The sequence below is a fragment of the Pseudarthrobacter sp. BRE9 genome, assembly GCF_031844305.1.
Taxonomy (GTDB): Bacteria; Actinomycetota; Actinomycetes; order Actinomycetales; family Micrococcaceae; genus Arthrobacter.
On record NZ_JAUZUY010000002.1, the window covers coordinates 468,961 to 488,442 of the forward strand.

The 19,482-nt window shown below is 65.3% G+C and carries 17 protein-coding genes; 4 read left to right on the top strand and 13 right to left on the bottom strand.

Features of this window, described 5'->3' with window-relative positions; translation table 11 throughout:
- The first annotated feature begins 36 nt into the window (after positions 1–36).
- Positions 37–810, top strand: a complete 774-nt coding sequence (locus Q9R31_RS07035; RefSeq protein ID WP_311262013.1) for a type IV toxin-antitoxin system AbiEi family antitoxin — start codon at positions 37–39, stop codon at positions 808–810.
- Here the strand turns inward: Q9R31_RS07035 and Q9R31_RS07040 are convergent.
- The 9 genes from Q9R31_RS07040 to pdxT form a co-directional block, all read right to left on the bottom strand.
- On the bottom strand, positions 691–3,024 hold the full coding sequence (locus tag Q9R31_RS07040; protein WP_311262014.1) for a bifunctional (p)ppGpp synthetase/guanosine-3',5'-bis(diphosphate) 3'-pyrophosphohydrolase: 2,334 nt from the start codon (positions 3,022–3,024) through the stop codon (positions 691–693). The two genes, Q9R31_RS07035 and Q9R31_RS07040, sit on opposite strands and share 120 nt — an antisense overlap.
- Positions 3,025–3,231: 207 nt before the next feature.
- Positions 3,232–4,248: a protein translocase subunit SecF gene (gene secF / locus Q9R31_RS07045; RefSeq protein ID WP_311262015.1), complete on the bottom strand. Its 1,017-nt coding sequence runs from the start codon at positions 4,246–4,248 to the stop codon at positions 3,232–3,234.
- Entirely contained in the window at positions 4,248–6,005 is a 1,758-nt protein-coding gene (gene secD, locus Q9R31_RS07050; protein WP_311262016.1) for a protein translocase subunit SecD, read from the bottom strand. The genes secF and secD overlap by 1 nt, the downstream gene beginning before the upstream one ends.
- Before the next feature lie 99 nt (positions 6,006–6,104).
- Positions 6,105–6,527 (bottom strand): preprotein translocase subunit YajC, encoded by a 423-nt coding sequence (yajC, locus tag Q9R31_RS07055; RefSeq protein ID WP_311262017.1) that lies wholly within the window; start codon positions 6,525–6,527, stop codon positions 6,105–6,107.
- Between the two features lie 214 nt (positions 6,528–6,741).
- Positions 6,742–7,827: a Holliday junction branch migration DNA helicase RuvB gene (gene ruvB / locus Q9R31_RS07060; protein ID WP_311262018.1), complete on the bottom strand. Its 1,086-nt coding sequence runs from the start codon at positions 7,825–7,827 to the stop codon at positions 6,742–6,744.
- Positions 7,820–8,464: a Holliday junction branch migration protein RuvA gene (ruvA, locus tag Q9R31_RS07065; protein ID WP_311262019.1), complete on the bottom strand. Its 645-nt coding sequence runs from the start codon at positions 8,462–8,464 to the stop codon at positions 7,820–7,822. Before ruvA ends, ruvB begins: the two co-directional genes overlap by 8 nt.
- 89 nt (positions 8,465–8,553) lie before the next feature.
- Entirely contained in the window at positions 8,554–9,132 is a 579-nt protein-coding gene (gene ruvC / locus Q9R31_RS07070) for a crossover junction endodeoxyribonuclease RuvC (RefSeq protein WP_079596229.1), read from the bottom strand.
- A gap of 32 nt (positions 9,133–9,164) precedes the next feature.
- Entirely contained in the window at positions 9,165–9,920 is a 756-nt protein-coding gene (locus tag Q9R31_RS07075) for a YebC/PmpR family DNA-binding transcriptional regulator (RefSeq protein WP_311262020.1), read from the bottom strand.
- A gap of 3 nt (positions 9,921–9,923) precedes the next feature.
- Entirely contained in the window at positions 9,924–10,634 is a 711-nt protein-coding gene (gene pdxT / locus Q9R31_RS07080) for a pyridoxal 5'-phosphate synthase glutaminase subunit PdxT (protein WP_311262021.1), read from the bottom strand.
- 91 nt (positions 10,635–10,725) lie between these two features.
- Between pdxT and Q9R31_RS07085 the strand changes: the two genes are divergently transcribed.
- From Q9R31_RS07085 to Q9R31_RS07095, 3 genes are all read left to right on the top strand, one after another.
- Positions 10,726–12,018: a MurT ligase domain-containing protein gene (locus tag Q9R31_RS07085; protein WP_311262022.1), complete on the top strand. Its 1,293-nt coding sequence runs from the start codon at positions 10,726–10,728 to the stop codon at positions 12,016–12,018.
- Complete coding sequence (locus Q9R31_RS07090; RefSeq protein WP_311262023.1) at positions 12,015–12,770, top strand: glutamine amidotransferase; 756 nt, start codon at positions 12,015–12,017, stop codon at positions 12,768–12,770. The genes Q9R31_RS07085 and Q9R31_RS07090 overlap by 4 nt, the downstream gene beginning before the upstream one ends.
- A gap of 92 nt (positions 12,771–12,862) precedes the next feature.
- Positions 12,863–14,875 carry a M3 family metallopeptidase gene (locus tag Q9R31_RS07095; protein WP_311262024.1) on the top strand — a complete coding sequence of 671 codons (2,013 nt, stop codon included), beginning with the start codon at positions 12,863–12,865 and terminating at the stop codon, positions 14,873–14,875.
- 284 nt (positions 14,876–15,159) lie between these two features.
- Here Q9R31_RS07095 and pdxS read toward each other — a convergent pair whose 3' ends face one another.
- The 4 genes from pdxS to thrS form a co-directional block, all read right to left on the bottom strand.
- Positions 15,160–16,086: a pyridoxal 5'-phosphate synthase lyase subunit PdxS gene (gene pdxS, locus Q9R31_RS07100; protein WP_311262025.1), complete on the bottom strand. Its 927-nt coding sequence runs from the start codon at positions 16,084–16,086 to the stop codon at positions 15,160–15,162.
- A 138-nt stretch (positions 16,087–16,224) separates the two neighbouring features.
- Positions 16,225–16,848 carry a phosphatidylinositol phosphate synthase gene (gene pgsA, locus Q9R31_RS07105; RefSeq protein WP_311262026.1) on the bottom strand — a complete coding sequence of 208 codons (624 nt, stop codon included), beginning with the start codon at positions 16,846–16,848 and terminating at the stop codon, positions 16,225–16,227.
- A complete protein-coding gene (locus Q9R31_RS07110; protein WP_311262027.1) occupies positions 16,838–17,425 on the bottom strand; it encodes an HIT domain-containing protein in 588 nt (195 codons plus the stop codon). The genes pgsA and Q9R31_RS07110 overlap by 11 nt, the downstream gene beginning before the upstream one ends.
- A gap of 17 nt (positions 17,426–17,442) precedes the next feature.
- On the bottom strand, positions 17,443–19,452 hold the full coding sequence (gene thrS, locus Q9R31_RS07115; RefSeq protein WP_311262028.1) for a threonine--tRNA ligase: 2,010 nt from the start codon (positions 19,450–19,452) through the stop codon (positions 17,443–17,445).
- Positions 19,453–19,482: the final 30 nt, after the last annotated feature.

A 19,482-nucleotide genomic window follows, 5' to 3' on the forward strand; every position in this document is an offset into this window, starting at 1 on the left:
CTGTGCGCGTTAACGGCATCCGGGCAGGATGGGGGTATGGCCACACCTCCAGCTTCCTCCGCCGCCGGTCAGGGCAGGGAAGCCTCCGCTGCCGCTGTCCGGGCGGGCTGCCAGGCAAACGGTGCGGAGCCGGCGTCGCCGCCGCGCTTTCCCGACCTGTACGCACCCGGCGTGCCTTTCGCCGGTCCTGAACTGCAGTCCCTGGCAGCCGACGGGCTGTTGGCCCGCTTCCATCAGCATGGCTACACCCTCCCAGGGGTACCGGCATCACCCCAGCTGCGGGCCAGGGCGGCAGCCGGAGTCGTCCCGCCGGCCATACGGCAGCGTGTTGTCGCGGGGCGCCTGACGGCAGCATGGATCTACGGCTGCGCCGGGGAACCGGACAGGTTGGCGCTGCTGGTGGACGCAAAGCGGAGGGTGTCCGGCCTCCGCAATACCCGCGGCTGCACCCTGCACGAAGTGAAGCTCGGACCGTTCGACGTGATCAGCCTGGGCGGACTGATGGTGTCCAGCCCGTTGCGGACCGCCCTCGATATCGCCCTGCACGTGGACGCCGAACGCGCCGTCCCCGCCCTGGCGGGCTTACTGGCCCGGCCGCAGCAGGACGTCGGGCTGCGCCTCCTGGTGCGCGCGATCGAGGCGACCCCACGGGTCCCGCACAAGCGGGCTGCTCTGGAAAAGCTTGCCCTGCTAGCTCCGGCGCTTGTTCCCGGTGGTCCGGTACACGTCGAAAACCCCGTCGATCCGCCGGACCGCGCTCAGGACGTGGCTGAGGTACTTGGGGTCGCCCATCTCGAAAGCGAACTTTGAGATGGCCACCCGGTCCGTCGACGTGTGCACACTGGCAGCGAGGATGTTGACGTGGTTGTCCGACAGTACCCGCGTGACATCCGAGAGCAGGGATTTCCGGTCCAGGGCTTCAACCTGGATTTCCACCAGGAAGACGCTCGACTGGGTGGGGGCCCAGTCCACGTCCACGATCCGGTCCGGCTGGTCCTTCAGGTCCGAGATGTTGGTGCAGTCGGTGCGGTGCACGGACACGCCGGACCCGCGGGTCACGAAGCCGAGGATCGGGTCCGGGGGAACGGGCGTGCAGCAGCGCGCCAGCTTCACCCAGACATCGCCAACGCCGCGGACCACAACGCCGGAGTCGGAGAAGCGCGCCTTGGTGACCTGGGTGGGGATGCTGACCTCTTCGACGTCATCATCGGCACTCTCGTTGCCGCCCAGGCTTTCAATGAGCTTCTCCATGACGGACTGGGCGGAAGTGTGCCCGTCGCCCACACCGGCATAGAGCCCGGAGATGTCCGCGTACTTGAATTCCTCGGCCACCGCTGCCAAGGCCTCATGCGTCATCAGCCGCTGCAGCGGAAGGTTCTGTTTCCGCATGGCGCGGGTCAGCAGCTCCTTGCCGCGGTCAATCGCCTCTTCGCGCCGTTCCTTGCTGAACCACTGGCGGATCTTGTTGCGCGCCCTGGCGCTCTTGACGAAGTGCTGCCAATCCTGGCTGGGCCCGGCCCCCTCGGCTTTGGAGGTGAAGATCTCCACCCAGTCACCGTGGTTCAACTCGCTGTTGAGCGGGACCAGCTTGCCGTTGACCCTGGCGCCGATGGTGCGGTGGCCCACCTCGGTGTGCACGGCGTACGCAAAGTCCACCGGCGTCGATCCCGCCGGCAGCGCCATGACTTCGCCCTTGGGCGTAAACACGAACACTTCACGGGCGTTGATTTCAAAGCGCAGCGAGTCCAGGAACTCCCCGGGGTCGGACGTTTCCTGCTGCCAGTCCACCAGGGACCGCAGCCATCCCATGTCCCCGTCGCGTGGGCTGCCGGGACCCACGGCGGTCCGGTTGGGCTGGTCCTTGTACTTCCAGTGCGCCGCAACGCCGTACTCGGCCCGGCGGTGCATTTCATGTGTCCGGATCTGGATTTCCACCGGCTTGCCGCCAGGGCCAATCACGGTGGTGTGCAGCGACTGGTACATGTTGAACTTCGGCATCGCGATGTAGTCCTTGAACCTGCCGGGCAGGGGGTTCCAGCGCGAGTGCATGGTGCCCAGGGCGGCGTAGCAGTCCCGGACGGAGTCCACCAGGACGCGGACGCCCATGAGGTCGTTGATGTCGTCGAAGTCCTTGTCGCGGACGATCATCTTTTGGTAGATGGAGTAGTAGTGCTTGGGCCGGCCGGTGATGGTGGCCTTGATCCGGGCGGCGCGCAGGTCTTCGGTGATCTGGTCCCGAATGACACCCAGGCTCTTTTCCCGCTCCGGCGTCCTGTCCCCCACCATCCGGACGATCTCTTCGTACACCTTGGGGTAAAGCGCAGCGAAGGAGAGGTCCTCAAGTTCCCACTTGATGGTGTTCATGCCCAGGCGGTGGGCCAGCGGCGCGAAGATCTCCAGGGTTTCCCGGGCCTTGCGGGCAGACGATTCGGCCGACACGAAGCGCCAGGTGCGGGCGTTGTGCAGCCGGTCCGCCAGCTTGATCATCAGCACGCGGATGTCCTTGGCCATGGCCACGACCATTTTGCGGACCGTCTCGGACTGTGCGGCCTCGCCGAAGCTGACCTTGTCCAGTTTGGTGACGCCGTCCACCAGCATGGCCACTTCCGGCCCGAAGTCCCGCTTCAGGTCAGCGAGAGTGTAGGAGGTGTCCTCGACTGTGTCGTGCAGCAGGGCGGCAGCCAGCGTGGTGCCGCTGAGGCCCAGTTCCGCGAGGATGGTGGCCACTGCCACCGGGTGCGTGATGTACGGATCCCCGCTCTTGCGCTTTTGCCCGCGGTGGCAGCGCTCAGCGACGTCGAACGCACGCTGGATGAGGTCGAAGTCCTCTTTGGGATTGTTGGCGCGGACGGTCCGCAGCAGCGGCTCAAGGATGGGTGAGTATGTGGCGGTTCCGCGCCCGGTCAGGCGTGCAAGCCGGGAGCGGGTGCGCTCGCGGCGGCCGGGAAACGTGGCGCGTGATCCTGAATTATCGACAGGAACCAAAGAGCCCTGGCGCGCAGAGGATGCCGCACCGGCTTGCATGCCGGCAGGATTTTTTTCCTCCTGTGCCGTTGGCGCTGACGCCGAACGTTCTTCCAATGAAGTACCCCTCACCACCGTCTTAATTACCTCAGTCTATTCCTCCGGGCAGCGACTTTTATAACCGGGGCTGCACAGGAAAAGGCCGGGCGGCGCAAAGTGTGCTCCGCCCGGCCTTTAGGGTGAATCAGGACCGGATGTGGTTGCTGCTCAGGCCTGCGCCGGCGATGCCGGGACGGCCCGTTCCGCTGCTCCGGCGCGGCGCTGCTCAACACGCCGTGCCTGCTTCACGAGGTCCGGTTCACTTTGGCGGAGCCAGGCGTACATTGGCGCGGCCACGAAGATGGTTGCCGCCGTGCCGATGAGGATTCCTACGAACAGGGCCAGGGACAGGTCGCGCAGGGTTCCTGCCCCCAGGAGGCCGGCACCAATGAACAGAATGGCCCCCACGGGAAGGATGGCCACCATCATGGTGTTGATGGAACGCACCAGCGTCTGGTTGACGGCGAGGTTGACTTCCTCGCCGAAGGTCCGGCGCGTGGACGCATCGATTCCGCTCGTGTTTTCGCGGATCTTGTCGAAGACCACCACGGTGTCGTACAGCGAGTAGCTCAGGACGGTGAGGAACCCGATGATGGCCGACGGGGTGACCTCGAAATCACTCAGGGCGTACACCCCGGCAGTGATGAACATGGTCACGGCCATGCCGGCAAGCGCCGAGAGGGACATCTTCCAGGTGCGGAAGTACAGGGCCATCAGCAGGGCCGCGAGCAGGACGAACACCACCAGGCCGATCAGCGCCTGCTTGGTCACGTCTGCGCCCCAGGTGGGACCGACGAACGTGGAGGTCACCTCGTTGTCGGTAACCCCGTAGGCGCTGGTCAGGCCCTGCTTGATCCGGAGGGTCTCGTCATCGGTCAGCTTGTCGGTCTGGATCCGCATGGTGTTGCCGGCCACATTGGCCACGCGCGGAACACTGCCGGACACTACATCGGTCACGGCCTTCTCGCCGATGGTGGCATCGGTGGTCCTGACGTTGGAGACCGTGAATTCAGAGCCGCCACGGAACTCAATGCCGAGGTTGAAGCCGCCCTTCGCCGCCGGGATGATGATGGACAGGGCCACCCCCACCGCGGCGATGATGAACCAGATCTTCTTGGCACCGACGAAGTCGTAGGAGCGCTTTCCGGTATAGAGCTCGTTGCCGAAAGTGGCGAAGCCTGACATTACTTGTTCTCCTTCGCGGAGGTCTTGGACGAGCCGGCCAGCTGTTCCTGCTTCTCTGCCAGGCGCCGTTCGGCGATGGTCATGCGGCGTTCGGCCTCGGCCGCGGCCCCTGAGTTCTTGCTGCGGACCGCGACGGGCCGGTCTTCAGGGGTGCGGATGCGGCCGGCACCGCGGTACAGCGGCACGGCGCCCAGCCGTTCAGGGTCAAGTCCGGAGAACTTGTGGCCTTCACCAAAGAACCGGGTGCGGGCCAGGAGCTGGAGTGTGGGGTGGGTGAACATGAACACCACGATCAGGTCGGCGATGGCTGTCAGGCCCAGGGTGAAGGCGAAGCCGCGGACGTTGCCCACTGCCACGAAGTACAGGACCAGTGCGGCCAGGAGGTTGACCGCTTTGGAGGCAAGGACGGTGCGCTTGGCACGCTTCCAGCCGTTTTCGACGGCGGATACCAGGCCGCGGCCTTCCCGCAGTTCGTCCCTGATGCGCTCGAAGTAGACGATGAAGGAGTCGGCGGTCTGGCCGATGGCCACGATGATGCCGGCCACGCCGGCCAGGGACAGCCGGTAATTCTCCGTCCAGCCGAGGATCGCGATGGCCAGGTACGTCAAGGCTCCAGCCACCACCAGCGATGCGATGGTAACGAAGCCCAGCGCCCGGTACTGGAACAGCGAATAGACCACCACGAGCAGGAGACCGATCAGGCCGGCCAGCAGGCCCATGCGCAGCTGTTCGCCACCAAGCGTGGCGGAAATCTGCTGCTCGCTCTGGATATCGAAGCTGATGGGAAGGGCGCCGAACTTCAGCTGGTCCGACAGTGCCTTTGCGGTCTTCTCGGTGAAACCGCCGGTGATCTGCGGACGTCCGTCGGTGATGACGGCCAGCGAACGCGGGGCGGAGATGACCTGGTCGTCGAGCACAATGGCGAACTGGGACTTGGGGTCGGTGCCCGACTGGCCGCCGGCGGCCACGTAGAACTGGTTCAGCCGTTCGGTGACCTCTTTGAACTTGGCCGTGCCTTCGGCGTCGAACTGGATGTTGACGGCCCACTCATTGGTGACGGCTCCCTGTGCGCCCTGCTGCAGCTGGAAGGACGAGGTGACGATGTTGCTGCCCTTGACCTCCACGGGACCAAGGATGTACTTGATGGCCGGGGACTTGTCCGTGGCCGGCTCGCAGGTCACCAGGGGCTTGGCGGGATCCGACCGCTCGGATTTCTCGGCTGCGGCGCTGTTGCAGTCCAGTGCCTCGAACTGCTTGTAGATCTCCGGCGTGATCCAGTTGGTGTCACTGCTGTTCGCCGGCTCAGCGGTCGGCTTGGGCAGCTGGTCCTCCGGGGCCCGGGACTCGGGAGGAACTGCTGCGCCGTCACCATTGAGCAGGACAGGGCGGAAGTTCATGTCCGCCGAGGCCTGGATCAGGTTGCGGGTTTCGGCAGAGGGTGTGCCGGGAAGGCTGACCACCACGTTCCGACCTGACTGGGTGCTGATTTCGGCTTCGGAGACGCCGGAGCCGTCAACGCGCTGGCGGATGATCGCCACGGCCTGGTTGAGCTGCTGTTCGTTGATGTCCGAACCGCCCTCCACCTTCGGGGCCAGGATCATCTGGGTGCCGCCCTCGAGGTCCAGCGCCAGTTTGGGTGCCCAGCTGGCCTGTCCGGCGATGGTGCCGCCGGCCAGGACGGCGGTCAGCGCTGCCAGGATTACACCAAGCCAGACCAGGACGCGGAGCCCTGGTTTCTTGCGGCCAGTTCGTGCCATTGTCGATCTTTCTCTTATTCGCGGAGAAACCGCCGGAGCGGGCTGTTGCCTGCGCCGGCGGTGATCCGCAGCGGTAGAGGGAGGAAGGGGCCAGCGGGCCTAGCTGTCCTTTTTGCCCTCATCGTTGAGGCGCTTCAGGGTTTCCTCGGGAGTCTCGGTGCCAACTGCGGTGCTCCCGGCTTCCGTGGTGGTGAGGGATGACGCATCGTCGGGGACCACCGGGGAGGCAGCATCGGACGGCTGCCCGGCGGGATCTGCGGCGGGATCTGCGGCAGGTTCGACGACCTTGGTGACGGCCTGGCGGTGCACAGTGGCCAGGTTGCCGGGGGAAAGTTCAAGGGTGACCTTGTTTTCGGCCTCGTCGATGTCCACGATCCGGCCGAAAAGTCCAAAGCTGGTCATGACTTCCACGCCCGGGGCAAACTTCGACTGGAGCTCTGCCTGCTGCTGCTGCGTCTTCTTGTTCCGGCGGAACATCATGAAGATGAATACGCCGAGCATGACGAACAGGAGAATTGACATTGGATCCAAGGGGGGAATTCCGTTCTTTAGCGTGGTGTAGCTGGGTTCTCCAGCGACGTCGGCTTCGCTTCGGCCGGGGTGGGTTTCTGGTGCAGGCAGGACGCCTGACATTTCCCTTCCCCAAGCGACGGGGGCGTCAGGGCCACCCGCGAAACAAAGACCCGAACGTGCCGGGCGTCATACCAGTCTAAAGGGAAAAGCTGAAGGGAGCCTGCTATTGGTTCTCCGGGGCCCAGTCCCCCGCGGTGGAAGCGCCCTCTTCGGGCTCGAAAAGGTCCAGCTGCTCCTGCGCGAAGACGCCGGACGGGATGGCGTAGCCCAGGTGCGTCCACGCCGGTGCCATGGCGATCCTGCCGCGGGGCGTGCGGCCCAGCAGGCCCTCGCGGACCAGGAAGGGCTCGGCAACAGTCTCAACCGTTTCGGTTTCTTCCCCGACGGCGATGGCCAGGGTGGACAGACCGACGGGGCCGCCGCCGAACTTGGTGATGAGGGCATCGAGGACCGCACGGTCCAGCCGGTCCAGTCCCTTTTTGTCCACTTCGTACATGTCCAGGGCAGCGGACGCGGTCCTGGCATCAATTTGTTCGACGCCGTGCACCAGCGCCCAGTCCCGGACCCGCCGCAGGAGCCGGTTGGCAATACGGGGAGTGCCGCGGGAACGGCCGGCGATCTCAGCGAATCCGGCCGAGTTGACCTTCAGGTCCAGCAGCCCCGCAGAGCGGCGGAGGACCAGTTCCAGCTCCGGGACGGAGTAGAACTCGAGGTGGCCGGTGAAGCCGAACCGGTCGCGCAGCGGTCCCGGCAGCAGCCCGGCGCGGGTGGTGGCGCCCACGAGCGTGAACGGCGGCAGCTCCAGCGGGATAGCGGTGGCACCGGCGCCTTTGCCTACCACGATGTCAACGCGGAAGTCCTCCATGGCCATGTAGAGCATTTCCTCGGCCGGCCGGGACATGCGGTGGATCTCGTCGAGGAACAGGACCTCGCCTTCGGAGAGCGAGGACAGGATTGCCGCGAGGTCGCCCGCGTGCTGGATGGCGGGTCCGCTGCTGAGGCGCAGCGGCGCATTCATCTCAGCGGCAACGATCATCGCCAGGGTGGTCTTGCCCAGGCCGGGCGGGCCGGAGAACAGCACATGGTCTGCGGTCCGTCCGCGCATGCGGGAAGCCTGGAGAACCAGCGACAGCTGCTTGCGCACCCGGTGCTGGCCCACGAAGTCGTCCAGGTTCTTGGGCCTGAGGGCCGCCTCAATGGCGCGCTCTTCCGGCTCCTCCCCCGCCGTAACCAGGGACGGTTCAGCCACGGCTGCCTACGCGGTTGCCGGCGCGTGCGCCGTCCTGGCCCAGCCAGCGGAGGGTGGTCCGGAGGATTTCCGCCACGTTGCCGCGGAAGGACACTTCAGGGTCCTCGGCCAGGGCCTTGTCGATGCTGGACGAGGCGTCCTTCTCGGACCAGCCCAAGCTGGTCATGGCGGCCACCACCTGGGGCTTCCACGCAGCTTCTGCAGGGGTGGCGGCGCCAGGGGCAGCTGCCGTTCCCTGCGGGACAAGCTTTCCGGCCAGCTCGAGCACGATCCGGCCGGCCACCTTGGGGCCGATTCCCGGAACCTTGGTGAAGGTCTTGCTGTCCCCTGTATGCGCGGCGACCCTGACGGCTTCGGGATCGTGGACTGCCAGGACCGCAAGGGCAAGCCGGGGACCCACGCCGCTGACACTCAGCAGGACGTCAAACACCTCGCGTTCGTCATCGGAGGCGAAGCCAAAGAGTGTCAGCGAGTCTTCCCGGACAATCAGGGACGTGAACAGCTGGCCCTGTTCGCCCACATGCAGCCGGCTGAGGGTCTGGGGTGTGGCGTTGACGCTCATCCCGGCACCGTTGAGGTCTATCACGGCCGTGGACAGGCCTACATGCGCTACGGTTCCGCGGAGGAAACTGATCAAGGCCGGGCTCCCGTTATACCGCCGGCCTCGCAGTGAGAACCCGGCTATCCGAACATATTTACGAATACCCTAGCAAGCAGCAGGGACAATCAGCGCGCGCGGCGCGCCTTGGCTTCCGCCTCAGCCCATGCCCGCTGGGCAGGTGTCAGGGAAGAACTGCCCGGACCCGTGGTGGCCACGGAGGCGCCGCTTCCCGCCCGCCACGCGTGCGTGATGGCCAGCGCCAGGGCGTCGGCCGCGTCGGCCGGACGCGGCGGTGCGTCAAGACGGAGGATCTTGGTGACCAGCTTGGTCACGGCGTCCTTGTTGGAGGACCCGCTTCCGGTCACCGCGGCTTTGACTTCCGACGGCGTATGCAGCGCGACCGGGATTCCGCGGCGCGCGGCGGCGGCGATCACTACGCCGGACGCCTGGGCCACGCCCATCACCGTGCTGACGTTGAGCTGGGAAAAGACGCGTTCGACGGCGAGCACCTGGGGTTCGTAGCGGTCCAGCCATTCGTCGATGGCCAGCGCGATCACGAGGAGGCGCTGGTCCAGCGTCTCCTCGGGTGAGGTGCCCACCACCCCCACCGCCACCATGGTTGCCCGCCTGTTCCGTTCAACGTCCACCACGCCGATGCCGCAACGGGTCAGTCCCGGGTCAACGCCGAGTACACGCAGCGTCACGGGCGCGGGGGTTCAGCAGGCACCGCGGGACGTCACTCTGATTCCAGGGCAGCCTGGACTTCGTCGCTGAGGTCGGCATTGCTGTAAACGTTCTGGACGTCGTCGAGGTCCTCGAGGGCGTCGGCAAGCTTGAGGAACTTGCGGGCGCCGTCGACGTCGAGCTCCACCTGCATCGAGGGGACGAACTCCACCTCGTCGGTGTCGTACTCGATGCCGGCTTCCTTGAGGGCGTCGCGGATGGCCTGCAGGTCACCGGGTTCGGAGTGGATCTCGAAGGTCTCGCCATTGTCCTTGACTTCCTCGGCGCCGGCGTCCAGCACCGCCATCAGGACGTCGTCCTCGCTGAGGCCGTTCTTCGGCAGCGTTACAACACCCTTGCGGGCGAAGAGGTAGCTCACGGAACCGGGATCGGCGATGGTGCCGCCGTTGCGGGAAATGGCCAAGCGGACCTCGGAGGCTGCCCGGTTCTTGTTGTCGGTGAGGCACTCGATCAGCAGCGCCGAGCCCTGGGGACCGCGGGCTTCGTACATGATCTCGGTGTAGTCCACCACTTCACCGGTGAGGCCGGCGCCGCGCTTGATGGCGCGGTCGATGTTGTCGTTGGGAACCGAGGTCTTCTTGGCCTTGGTCACGGCGAGTTCCAGGCCGGGGTTGCCCGCGAGGTCGGGGCCGCCCATGCGGGCGGCAACTTCGATGTTCTTGATCAGCTTGGCGAACGACTTTGCGCGGCGGCTGTCAATGATCGCCTTTTTGTGCTTGGTCGTTGCCCATTTGGAGTGGCCTGACATGCTTTACGCTTCTCCTCTGATCATGCGGATAAAAAGTTCGTGTACGCGTTTCTCGCCGGTCACTTCCGGATGGAAGGAGGTGGCCAGCAGCTGGCCGGAACGCACTGCCACAATTCTAGCCGTCCCGGGCAGCGATGCCGCGTGGGACGCCTGGTCAGGGTCTGCCGGTTCCACCTGGGCCAGGACCTCCACGTCCGCACCCACGCGTTCCACCCAGGGCCCGCGGATGAACACGGCGTGCACCGGTTCAACACCCGATTCGGTGGCGCTGAAATCCAGCCCCTTGAAGTCCAGGTCGGTTTCAAAGGACTCGCGCTGCCGGCCGAAGGCATTGCGGCGGACGGTGATATCCAGGCCGCCGAAGGTCTGCTGGGGGGCGCCCGAAAGATCGGTTGCGGGATCGGCGATATCAGAGGCAAGCAGGATCATCCCTGCACAGGAGCCATAGACGGGAAGGCCCTCGGCGATGTACTTCCGGAGCGGATCGGCAAGGTCGAAGGCCCGGGCCAGCTTATCAATCGTGGTGGACTCGCCACCGGGAATGATGAGGCCGTCCAGGCCGTCCAGCTCCTCGGGGCGGCGGACAGCCACGCCCTGGGCGCCCGTGGCTTCGGCGGCGCGCAGGTGCTCCCGGAAGTCTCCCTGGAGGGCCAGGACACCAATCCTCAAGTCCGAGCCCACGCCCACAGGAGCAGCAGAAAGGGGGTTTATCATCCCTCCAGCATACGGGCCCACGCCCCATTGCTGCTGCCGTGGGAAGGCGGCAGGCAAAGGTTGCATGCCGCTGCTGGGATATATTCAAAACATGGTCTTCTTCAGTGTTCCGCTCGGCAAGCTGGTCCGCAGGGTGTCCCGGCTGCGGGGCGGCGGGTCCGCCCTTCCTGGACTGGTGGTCGAGAAAATCGACCCCGGCTTCATGCGGCGGACGCTCACCACACTGCCTCATGGCGTGGCAGTGGTCAGCGGCACCAACGGTAAAACCACCACCACCAAAATGGTGGTTGAACTGCTGGAAAGCCAGGGCCTGAAGGTCTTCACCAACCGGACCGGCAGCAACTTCACCCGCGGCGTGGCAGCGGCCCTTCTTGGCGAGGTGGACTGGCGCGGCCGGCTGGACGCTGACATCGCCGTACTGGAACTGGACGAAGCCCATGCCGTCCATTTCGTGAACAGTGTCCCGCCCCGCTACTGCCTGCTCCTCAACGTGCTGCGCGACCAGTTGGACCGCTTTGGTGAAATCGACAAAACGGCGCAGCTCCTGCAGCACATCGCTTCCAAGACCACCGGAACGGTTGTCCTGAACCGCGAGGACCCCCGGGTTGCCAGGATCGCGGACACCCTCACCGGACAGGAGGTCAAGTATTTCGGCCTTGACGACTCCCTCCTGGCCACCTTTCCCAATGACGACGACATGCGCGCCGCTCCAGGCAGCCCCGCGCCGGCGGGCCTGCCGGAAAAGCCGGCAGCCGACGTCGTGCTCCGTAAAGTGGGCGCGGACAGCGCCGAGTTTGAGTACGACGGCGGGACGGTCACCACCGCGATGAAGCTGCGCGGTGTCTACAACATCTTCAACGCGGCGGCCGCGCTGACACTGGCCCGCAGCATCTGCGGCGAAGGCGCCGCCACCGCAGACCATGCCACCTTGCTGGAGGCCCTGTCCCGGGTGGCGCCGGCCTTCGGCCGCGGCGAAAGCCTCACCGTCGACGGCCAGCCGCTGGACCTGGTGCTGGTGAAGAACCCCAGCGGTTTCCGGCTGGGACTGAAATCCTTTCCCGCCGCGGGGTACGCCACCATGATCGCCATCAACGACAACTACGCGGACGGACGGGACATGTCCTGGCTCTGGGACGTGGAATTCGATTCCCTGCGCGAGGGCGGTGTGGACGTGCTGACCGGATCCCGCGCCTACGACATGGCGCTGCGGCTCCAATACGACGACGTCCATGTCGGAGCGGTGCAGACCGACATCCAGGCCGCCCTGGCAGCCTTCATCCGCGAAGGCCGTGACAGGCCCAAACGGATCTTCTGCACCTACACCGCCATGCTGGCCATCCGCCGCGAGCTGGCCAAAATCACCACCGTGGAGGTTGTCTCGTGAATCCCTCAGAAGCAGTGGCCGCCGGCGGCCAGTCCAAGGGAACCATCCGCGTGGTCCAGCTGTACCCGCGCGACATGAACATTTACGGCGACTGGGGCAATGCCCTGGTCCTGAAGCGCCGGATCGATTGGCACGGGTACACGCCTGAACTTCTTGAGTACAACGTGGGCGATCCCTTCCCCGGGGGCGTCGACATCATTGTCGGTGGCGGCGGCCAGGACAGCGGGCAGCTGGTGATCCAGGACGACCTGCAGTCACGGGCCGGCCAGCTTAAGGAGCTGGCTGAGGACGGCGCGCCGATGCTGGTCATCTGCGGCCTCTACCAGCTCTTCGGCCGGTACTTCAAGACCCGCACCGGCGCCGTCATTCCGGGCATCGGCGTCCTGGATGTGGAAACCCACGGCACCGACGAACGCCTGATCGGCAATGTCAAAGTCTCAACCACCGAGTTCGGCGAAGTCCTCGGCTACGAAAACCACAGCGGCCAAACCACCTTGGGCAGCGGTGTGCGGCCCCTCGGCACCGTGCCCAAGGGCACTGGCAACAACAGCAATGATGGCCATGAAGGAGCCCGGTACCGCAACATCGTTGCCAGCTACCTGCACGGCTCACTTCTGCCCAAGAATCCCGCCATCGCCGACTTCCTCATCCGCACCGCAGCAGAGCGAAAGTTCGGCAGTTTCTCCCCCGGCAGCCCGGACGACACCTACGCCGTCCTTGCCCGGGAGCACGCTGCCCGCCGGCCCCGCTGAGCTGAAAGACGCCTGAGTTCGCCCGCCGGCTAAACACACCGCTGGACCACTGCTCAATTGAGAAGCATGTCCCGCTGTGAAAGGTTTAGCCCATGACGAACCCGCTCCTTGCCGTTAGTCCCCTGCCCTACGGGCTTCCACCTTTCGAAGCCCTCACCGTGGAGCAGTACCGCGAAGCCATAGACGCAGGATTGTCTGCGCACCTGGACGAGATCAGGGCGATCACCGGCAACACCGAACCAGCCTCATTCGACAACACGGCCCTGGCCATGGAACGCTCCGGGCAGCTTCTGAACCGGGCAGCCGCGGCGTTCTTCACCCTGGTTTCAGCCGACGCAACAGAGCAGATCCGGGAGCTCGAAACGGAACTCTCCCCGCGTTTTTCAGCCCACCAGGACGAGGTCTTCCTCAACCGGGCACTGTTCGAGCGCTTCACCGCCATCGATACGGAACCGTGCGATCCCGAGTCCGCCCGCCTGGTAGAGGAATACCTCAAGGAGTTCCGCCAGTCGGGCATCCAGCTGGACGCACCGGGGCAGGAACGGCTGCGCGCCATCAACGCCGAACTGGCACGCCTGGGCACCGAGTTCGGCCAGCGGGTCAAGGAAGGGATGAAGTCCGCCGCATTGCTGCTGGACGACGCCGGCGACCTGGCGGGCCTGCCCGCCGACGACGTCGCCAGCGCTGCCGAAGCAGCCCGCGCCGCCGGACATGACGGCAAATACCTGCTCACCCTGATCCAACCCGCCAACCAGCCCGCCCTGGCCGCGCTCGAGAACCGGGACGTCCGGCGTCGTCTGTTCGAAGCATCAGTGGCCAGGGGCAGTGGCGGCGGCAGCCTGGATGTCCTGGACCTGGCCAGGGAGATGGCCCGGCTGCGGGCGGAGAAGGCCCGGCTGCTGGACTTCGCCAATTATGCCGAACTTGTGGCGGACCGCCAGACGGCGCCGGACTTTGAAGCAGTCCGGACCATGCTGAACCGGATGGCGCCGGCCGCCGTCCGCAACGCCGACGCCGAGGCGGCAGCGCTGGCCGATGTAGCCGGCCACCCGCTCGCACCGTGGGACTGGGCCTACTACTCGGCCAAGGTGCGGCGCGACAAATACGACGTCGACGAACAGGCGCTCCGGCCGTACTTTGAACTAAACCAAGCCATCACCGGCGGTGTGTTCTTTGCAGCCACGTCGCTGTACGGGATCACCTTCCATGAGCGGACGGACCTTCACGCCTACCATCCGGACGTGCGTATCTGGGAAGTCCGCAACGAGGACGGTTCCGCGTTGGGGCTGTTCCTGGGCGACTATTACGCTCGTGAATCAAAACGGGGCGGCGCCTGGATGAACTCGCTCGTGGAGCAGTCGGCCCTGCTGTGCACCCAGCCCGTGGTGGTCAACACGCTCAACATCTCCAAGCCGCCCGCGGGCGAACCGACCCTCCTCAGCCTGGACGAACTGCGCACCCTCTTCCACGAGTTCGGCCACGCGCTGCACGGCCTCTTCTCGAACGTCACGTATCCACGCTTTTCCGGGACGGCGGTGCCGCGGGACTTCGTGGAGTACCCGTCCCAGGTGAACGAAATGTGGATCATGTGGCCGGAGGTGCTCTCCAACTATGCACGACACCACATCACCGGGGAGCCCCTTCCCCAGGACATCGTGAACCGGCTGGAGGAATCCCGGCTGTGGGGTGAGGGTTTTGCCACCACCGAGTACCTGGGAGCTGCCCTTCTTGACCTGGCCTGGCATGTACTGGAGCCGGGCGGGGTTCCCGACGTCGCGTTGGAGTTTGAGGCCAAGGCCCTGGCGTCCGCCGGAATTGCCCATCCCTTGATTCCGCCTCGGTACCGGACCGGGTTCTTCCAGCACATTTTCGCCGGGGCCGGGTATGCGGCGGGCTACTACTCCTATATCTGGAGCGAGGTACTGGACGCCGAGACCGTGGACTGGTTCAAGGAGAACGGGGGCCTGACCCGTGCCAACGGCGAACGCTTCCGGCAGGAGCTGCTCTCCCGCGGCAACAGCCGCGACCCCCTGGAATCCTTCCGGATCCTGCGGGGCCGCGAAGCCAGGCTGGAGCCCCTGCTAAAGCGCCGCGGCCTGGACTAACCCCATCGAGCGCTCCGTACTTGTCGTTTTCAGCCCCGAAAACGACAAGTACGGAGCAATCGATATAAAAGGACGACGCCGGTCCCCACCAAGAAAAGGTGAGGAACCGGCGTCGTACTTCTTTAGCCAACGCACCCTGGCGAGGGACCGTGTCATCCGGCAGCGCGCGTAAAAGGGCCCCCGCGCCGGAAGCAGCTACTCAGCTGCCAACAACGCGCGGGGAATAGCGCGCAGAGGATGGCGCGGTCCGGCGCCCCCAGCCCCGCCAAGGCCAGAAAAGAGAGTTACCAGCCGCGCTCGGCGAGGCGGTGTGGCTGGGGGATCTCGTCGACGTTGATGCCTACCATCGCTTCGCCCAACCCGCGGGAGGCCTTGGCGATGACGTCGGGGTCGTCGAAGAAAGTGGTGGCCTTGACGACGGCGGCGGCGCGCTGGGCGGGGTTGCCGGACTTGAAGATGCCGGAGCCGACGAAGACGCCGTCGGCGCCGAGCTGCATCATCATGGCCGCGTCAGCGGGAGTGGCGATGCCGCCGGCGGTGAACAGGACGACGGGAAGCTTGCCGGCGGCGGCGACTTCCTTGACCAGTTCGTAGGGGGCCTGCAGTTCCTTGGCCGCGACGTAGAGCTCGTCCTCGGGCAGGGCAGCGAGCTTGGCGATCTCGGAGCGGATCTGGCGCATGTGTCCGGTGGCGTTGGAGACGTCGCCGGTGCCGGCCTCGCCCTTGGACCGGATCATTGCAGCGCCCTCGTTGATACGGCGCAGGGCCTCGCCGAGGTTGGTGGCGCCGCAGACGAAGGGAACCTTGAAGTTCCACTTGTCTATGTGGTTGACGTAGTCGGCCGGGGTCAGCACCTCGGACTCATCGATGTAGTCGACACCGAGGGACTGCAGGACCTGGGCCTCGACGAAGTGGCCGATGCGGGCCTTGGCCATGACTGGGATGGAGACGGCGTCAATGATCTGGTCGATCATGTCCGGATCGGACATCCGGGACACGCCGCCTTGGGCGCGGATATCGGCCGGAACACGTTCCAGCGCCATGACTGCCACGGCACCGGCGTCTTCGGCGATGCGGGCCTGCTCGACGTTGACGACGTCCATGATGACGCCGCCCTTGAGCATCTCGGCCATGCCACGCTTCACGCGGCTGCTGCCCGTGACGCTGTTCGCGGACGAACCGGCCTCGTTGCTTACATCAGGTGTAGACACAAAAACCCCTATGGGTAGCTAGATGATCTTCGCCGGGCATGCGGCGGCAGCTGCCGGACGTGCACGCACGGATTGCCGGGTCCATTGACCGGGCAGTCTTTATACTAGTCCCCTGCCGCCCGGCCGGCTTAATCATGTCTAATCAGCCGGCGTAGGTTCCGCCAATGCCTGCCGGCGCACCGACATGACGCGCTGGACCACGGTGATGAGGCTGGCCGCCGCCAAAAGGCCCAGTGTGACCAGGAGCACCACCGGCGGGAGCCCAAGGCCGGTCAAACCGGTGATTACCAGGACGGATACCAGGCGTTCGGCCCGCTCCGCGATCCCGACGTTGGCCGTGAAGCCCAGTGACTCCGCTTTGGCCCGGGCATAGGAGACCACCATGCCCAGGACAAGGCAGAGCAGGGCTGATACGGCGATTGCTGTGTTGTTGCCACCGGTGAAGAACCAGACGGACACGCCGGTGAACAGGGCACCGTCGGCAACCCTGTCCAGTGTGGAGTCGAGGAAATTCCCCCAGCGGCTCTTCACACCCTGCATCCGGGCCATGATGCCGTCCAGGACGTCGGAAAAGATGAACGCCGTGATGAAAAGGGTGCCCCAAAAGAGCTGGCCCAGCGGGTAGAAGACCAGGGCCCCGGCCGCAACCCCTGCGGTACCGAGGATGGTTACCGCGTCCGGGGAGACACCAATCTTCAGGAGCCAGCGGGCCAGCGGGGTAAACAGCGCGGTGAAGAATCCGCGGGCGTGCCTATTCAGCATCCGACTCCCCGGGCCAGGCTTCGGCCACCTGCCGCCGCACCTCATCAAGGGTCTGGGTGATGGCCTTGGTCTGGGCGATGATGGGGAAGAAGTTGCCGTCGCCGCCCCACCGCGGAACGATGTGCTGGTGCAGGTGTGCCGAGATCCCGGCGCCTCCCACAACCCCCTGGTTCATGCCCAGGTTGAAGCCGCCGGGATTGGATACCTTGCGCAGGACCCGCATGGCCGTCTGGGTCAGGTCGGCAAACTCGGCTGTTTCCTCGATCGTAAGGTCCGTGTAGTCCGGGATGTGCCGGTACGGGCAGACCAGAAGGTGGCCGGGGTTGTAGGGGAAAAGGTTCAGCACCACGTAGCAGGTCTTTCCGCGGTGGACGATGAGTGCTTCCTCGTCGGTGCGGCCCGGGCCCACGCAGAACGGGCAGTCGTTCTCATTCTTGAACTGGTGCTGCCCGCCCTTGATGTACGCCATGCGGTGCGGAGTCCACAGGCGCTGGAAGGCGTCCGGGACACCGGCGAGGGCAAAGTCGTCGGTAACGCCGGCATCACCCGGATATCCTGCGCCTGTGTTCTCCTGCACTGTGCTGTTCCGTTCGGCTAGCTGGTCCGGTTGCGGACGGCGTCGGTGATCCGCTTGACTGCTTCCGAAACGGGCACGCCATTGTCCTGGCTGCCGTCGCGGAAACGGAACGAAACGGCGCCGGCCTCCGCGTCGTCGCCCCCGGCGATCAGCACAAACGGGATCTTGTCCTTGCTGGCGGTGCGGATTTTCTTGGGGAACCGGTCCGAGGAAGTGTCCACCTCGGCACGGATACCCTCCGCCTTAAGCTGATCGACGACGTCGAACATGTACTCGTTGAACGCCTCCGCCACGGGAATGCCCACCACCTGGACCGGGGCCAGCCACGCGGGGAACGCTCCGGCGTAGTGCTCAGTGAGGACGCCCATGAACCGCTCCACCGAGCCGAAGAGTGCACGGTGGATCATCACCGGACGCTGGCGGCTGCCGTCGGCGGCCTGGAATTCCAGCTCGAAGCGTTCAGGCAGGTTGAAGTCCAGCTGGATGGTGGACATCTGCCAGGTGCGGCCCAGCGCATCCTTCGCCTGCACCGAAATCTTGGGACCGTAGAACGCGGCTCCCCCGGGATCCGGCACCAACTCCAGCCCGGACTCCTGCGCCACCTCGGAAAGGGTCCTGGTGGCTTCCTCCCAGGTGGCGTCGTCGCCAACGTACTTCTCCGGGTCCTTGGTGGACAGCTCCAGGTAGAAGTCGTTCAGCCCGTAGTCCTTGAGCAGGTCCAGGACAAAGTTCAGGGTCTTGGTGAGCTCGTCCTTCATCTGCTCGCGGGTGCAGTAGATGTGGGCGTCGTCCTGTGTCATGCCGCGGACACGGGTGAGGCCGTGCACCACACCGGACTTCTCGTAGCGGTAGACCGAACCGAACTCGAACAACCGCAGCGGCAGTTCACGGTAGGACCGGCCGCGGGAGCGGAAGATGAGGTTGTGCATGGGGCAGTTCATCGGCTTCAGGTAGTAGTCCTGCGCCGGCTTGCGGATGCTGCCATCGGCGTTGAATTCCTCATCCACCCGCATCGCGGGGAACATGCCGTCCTTGTACCAGTCCAGGTGCCCGGACACCTCGTACAGGTGGCCCTTGGTGATGTGCGGCGTGTACACGAACTCGTAGCCGGCCTCGACGTGGCGCTGGCGCGAGTAGTCCTCCATCTCCTTGCGGATGATTCCGCCCTTGGGGTGGAAGACCGGCAGGCCGGAACCCAGCTCGTCCGGGAAGGAGAACAAGTCAAGCTCTGAGCCGAGCTTGCGGTGGTCGCGGCGCTCGGCCTCGGCAATCCGCTCCTGGTATGCCTTCAGTGCTTCCTTGGTGGGCCAGGCGGTGCCGTAGATGCGCTGCAGCTGCTGGTTCTTCTGGTTTCCCAGCCAATAGGCCGACGACGAACGGGTCAATGCGAAGGCGTTGGAGATCATCTTGGTATTGGGCAGGTGCGGGCCGCGGCAGAGGTCACACCAGACGGTGGTCCCCTCTTTGCGCTCCACGTTGTCGTAGATGGTGATGTCGCCGGCGCCGACCTCCACGTTGACGCCTTCGCCGGCCTCGGCGGCGTCGTTCTTCTTACCCAGCAGTTCCAGCTTGTAGGGCTCGTTCTTCATGGCTTCGCGGGCCTCGTCCTCGCTGACCACGCGGCGGACGAACTTCTGGTTCTGGTTGACGATCTTGAGCATCATCTTCTCGAGGGTCTTGAGGTCCTCGGGGGTGAAGGGCTCGGCAACGTCGAAGTCAAAGTAGAAGCCGTCGGTGATGTAGGGGCCGATGCCGAGCTTGGCGTCGGGACGCAGCTGCTGCACGGCCTGGGCCATCACATGGGCTGTTGAGTGGCGCAGGACGTTCAGGCCGTCGGGTGAATCGATGGTGACGCCTTCCACCTCGGCGCCTTCGGGAAGTTCCTGGTCAAGGTCCTTCAGTTCGCCGTTGACGCGGGCTACAACAACGTCACGGCGCTCAAAGAAGAGTTCCGCACCGGTTGTCCCGGTAGTCACCTTGGTCTCTTCGCCATCGACGAGAAGGGTGATCTGCTGGGCATCTGACACGGGTGTCTCCTATTCAAAGTTAAGGCTTCA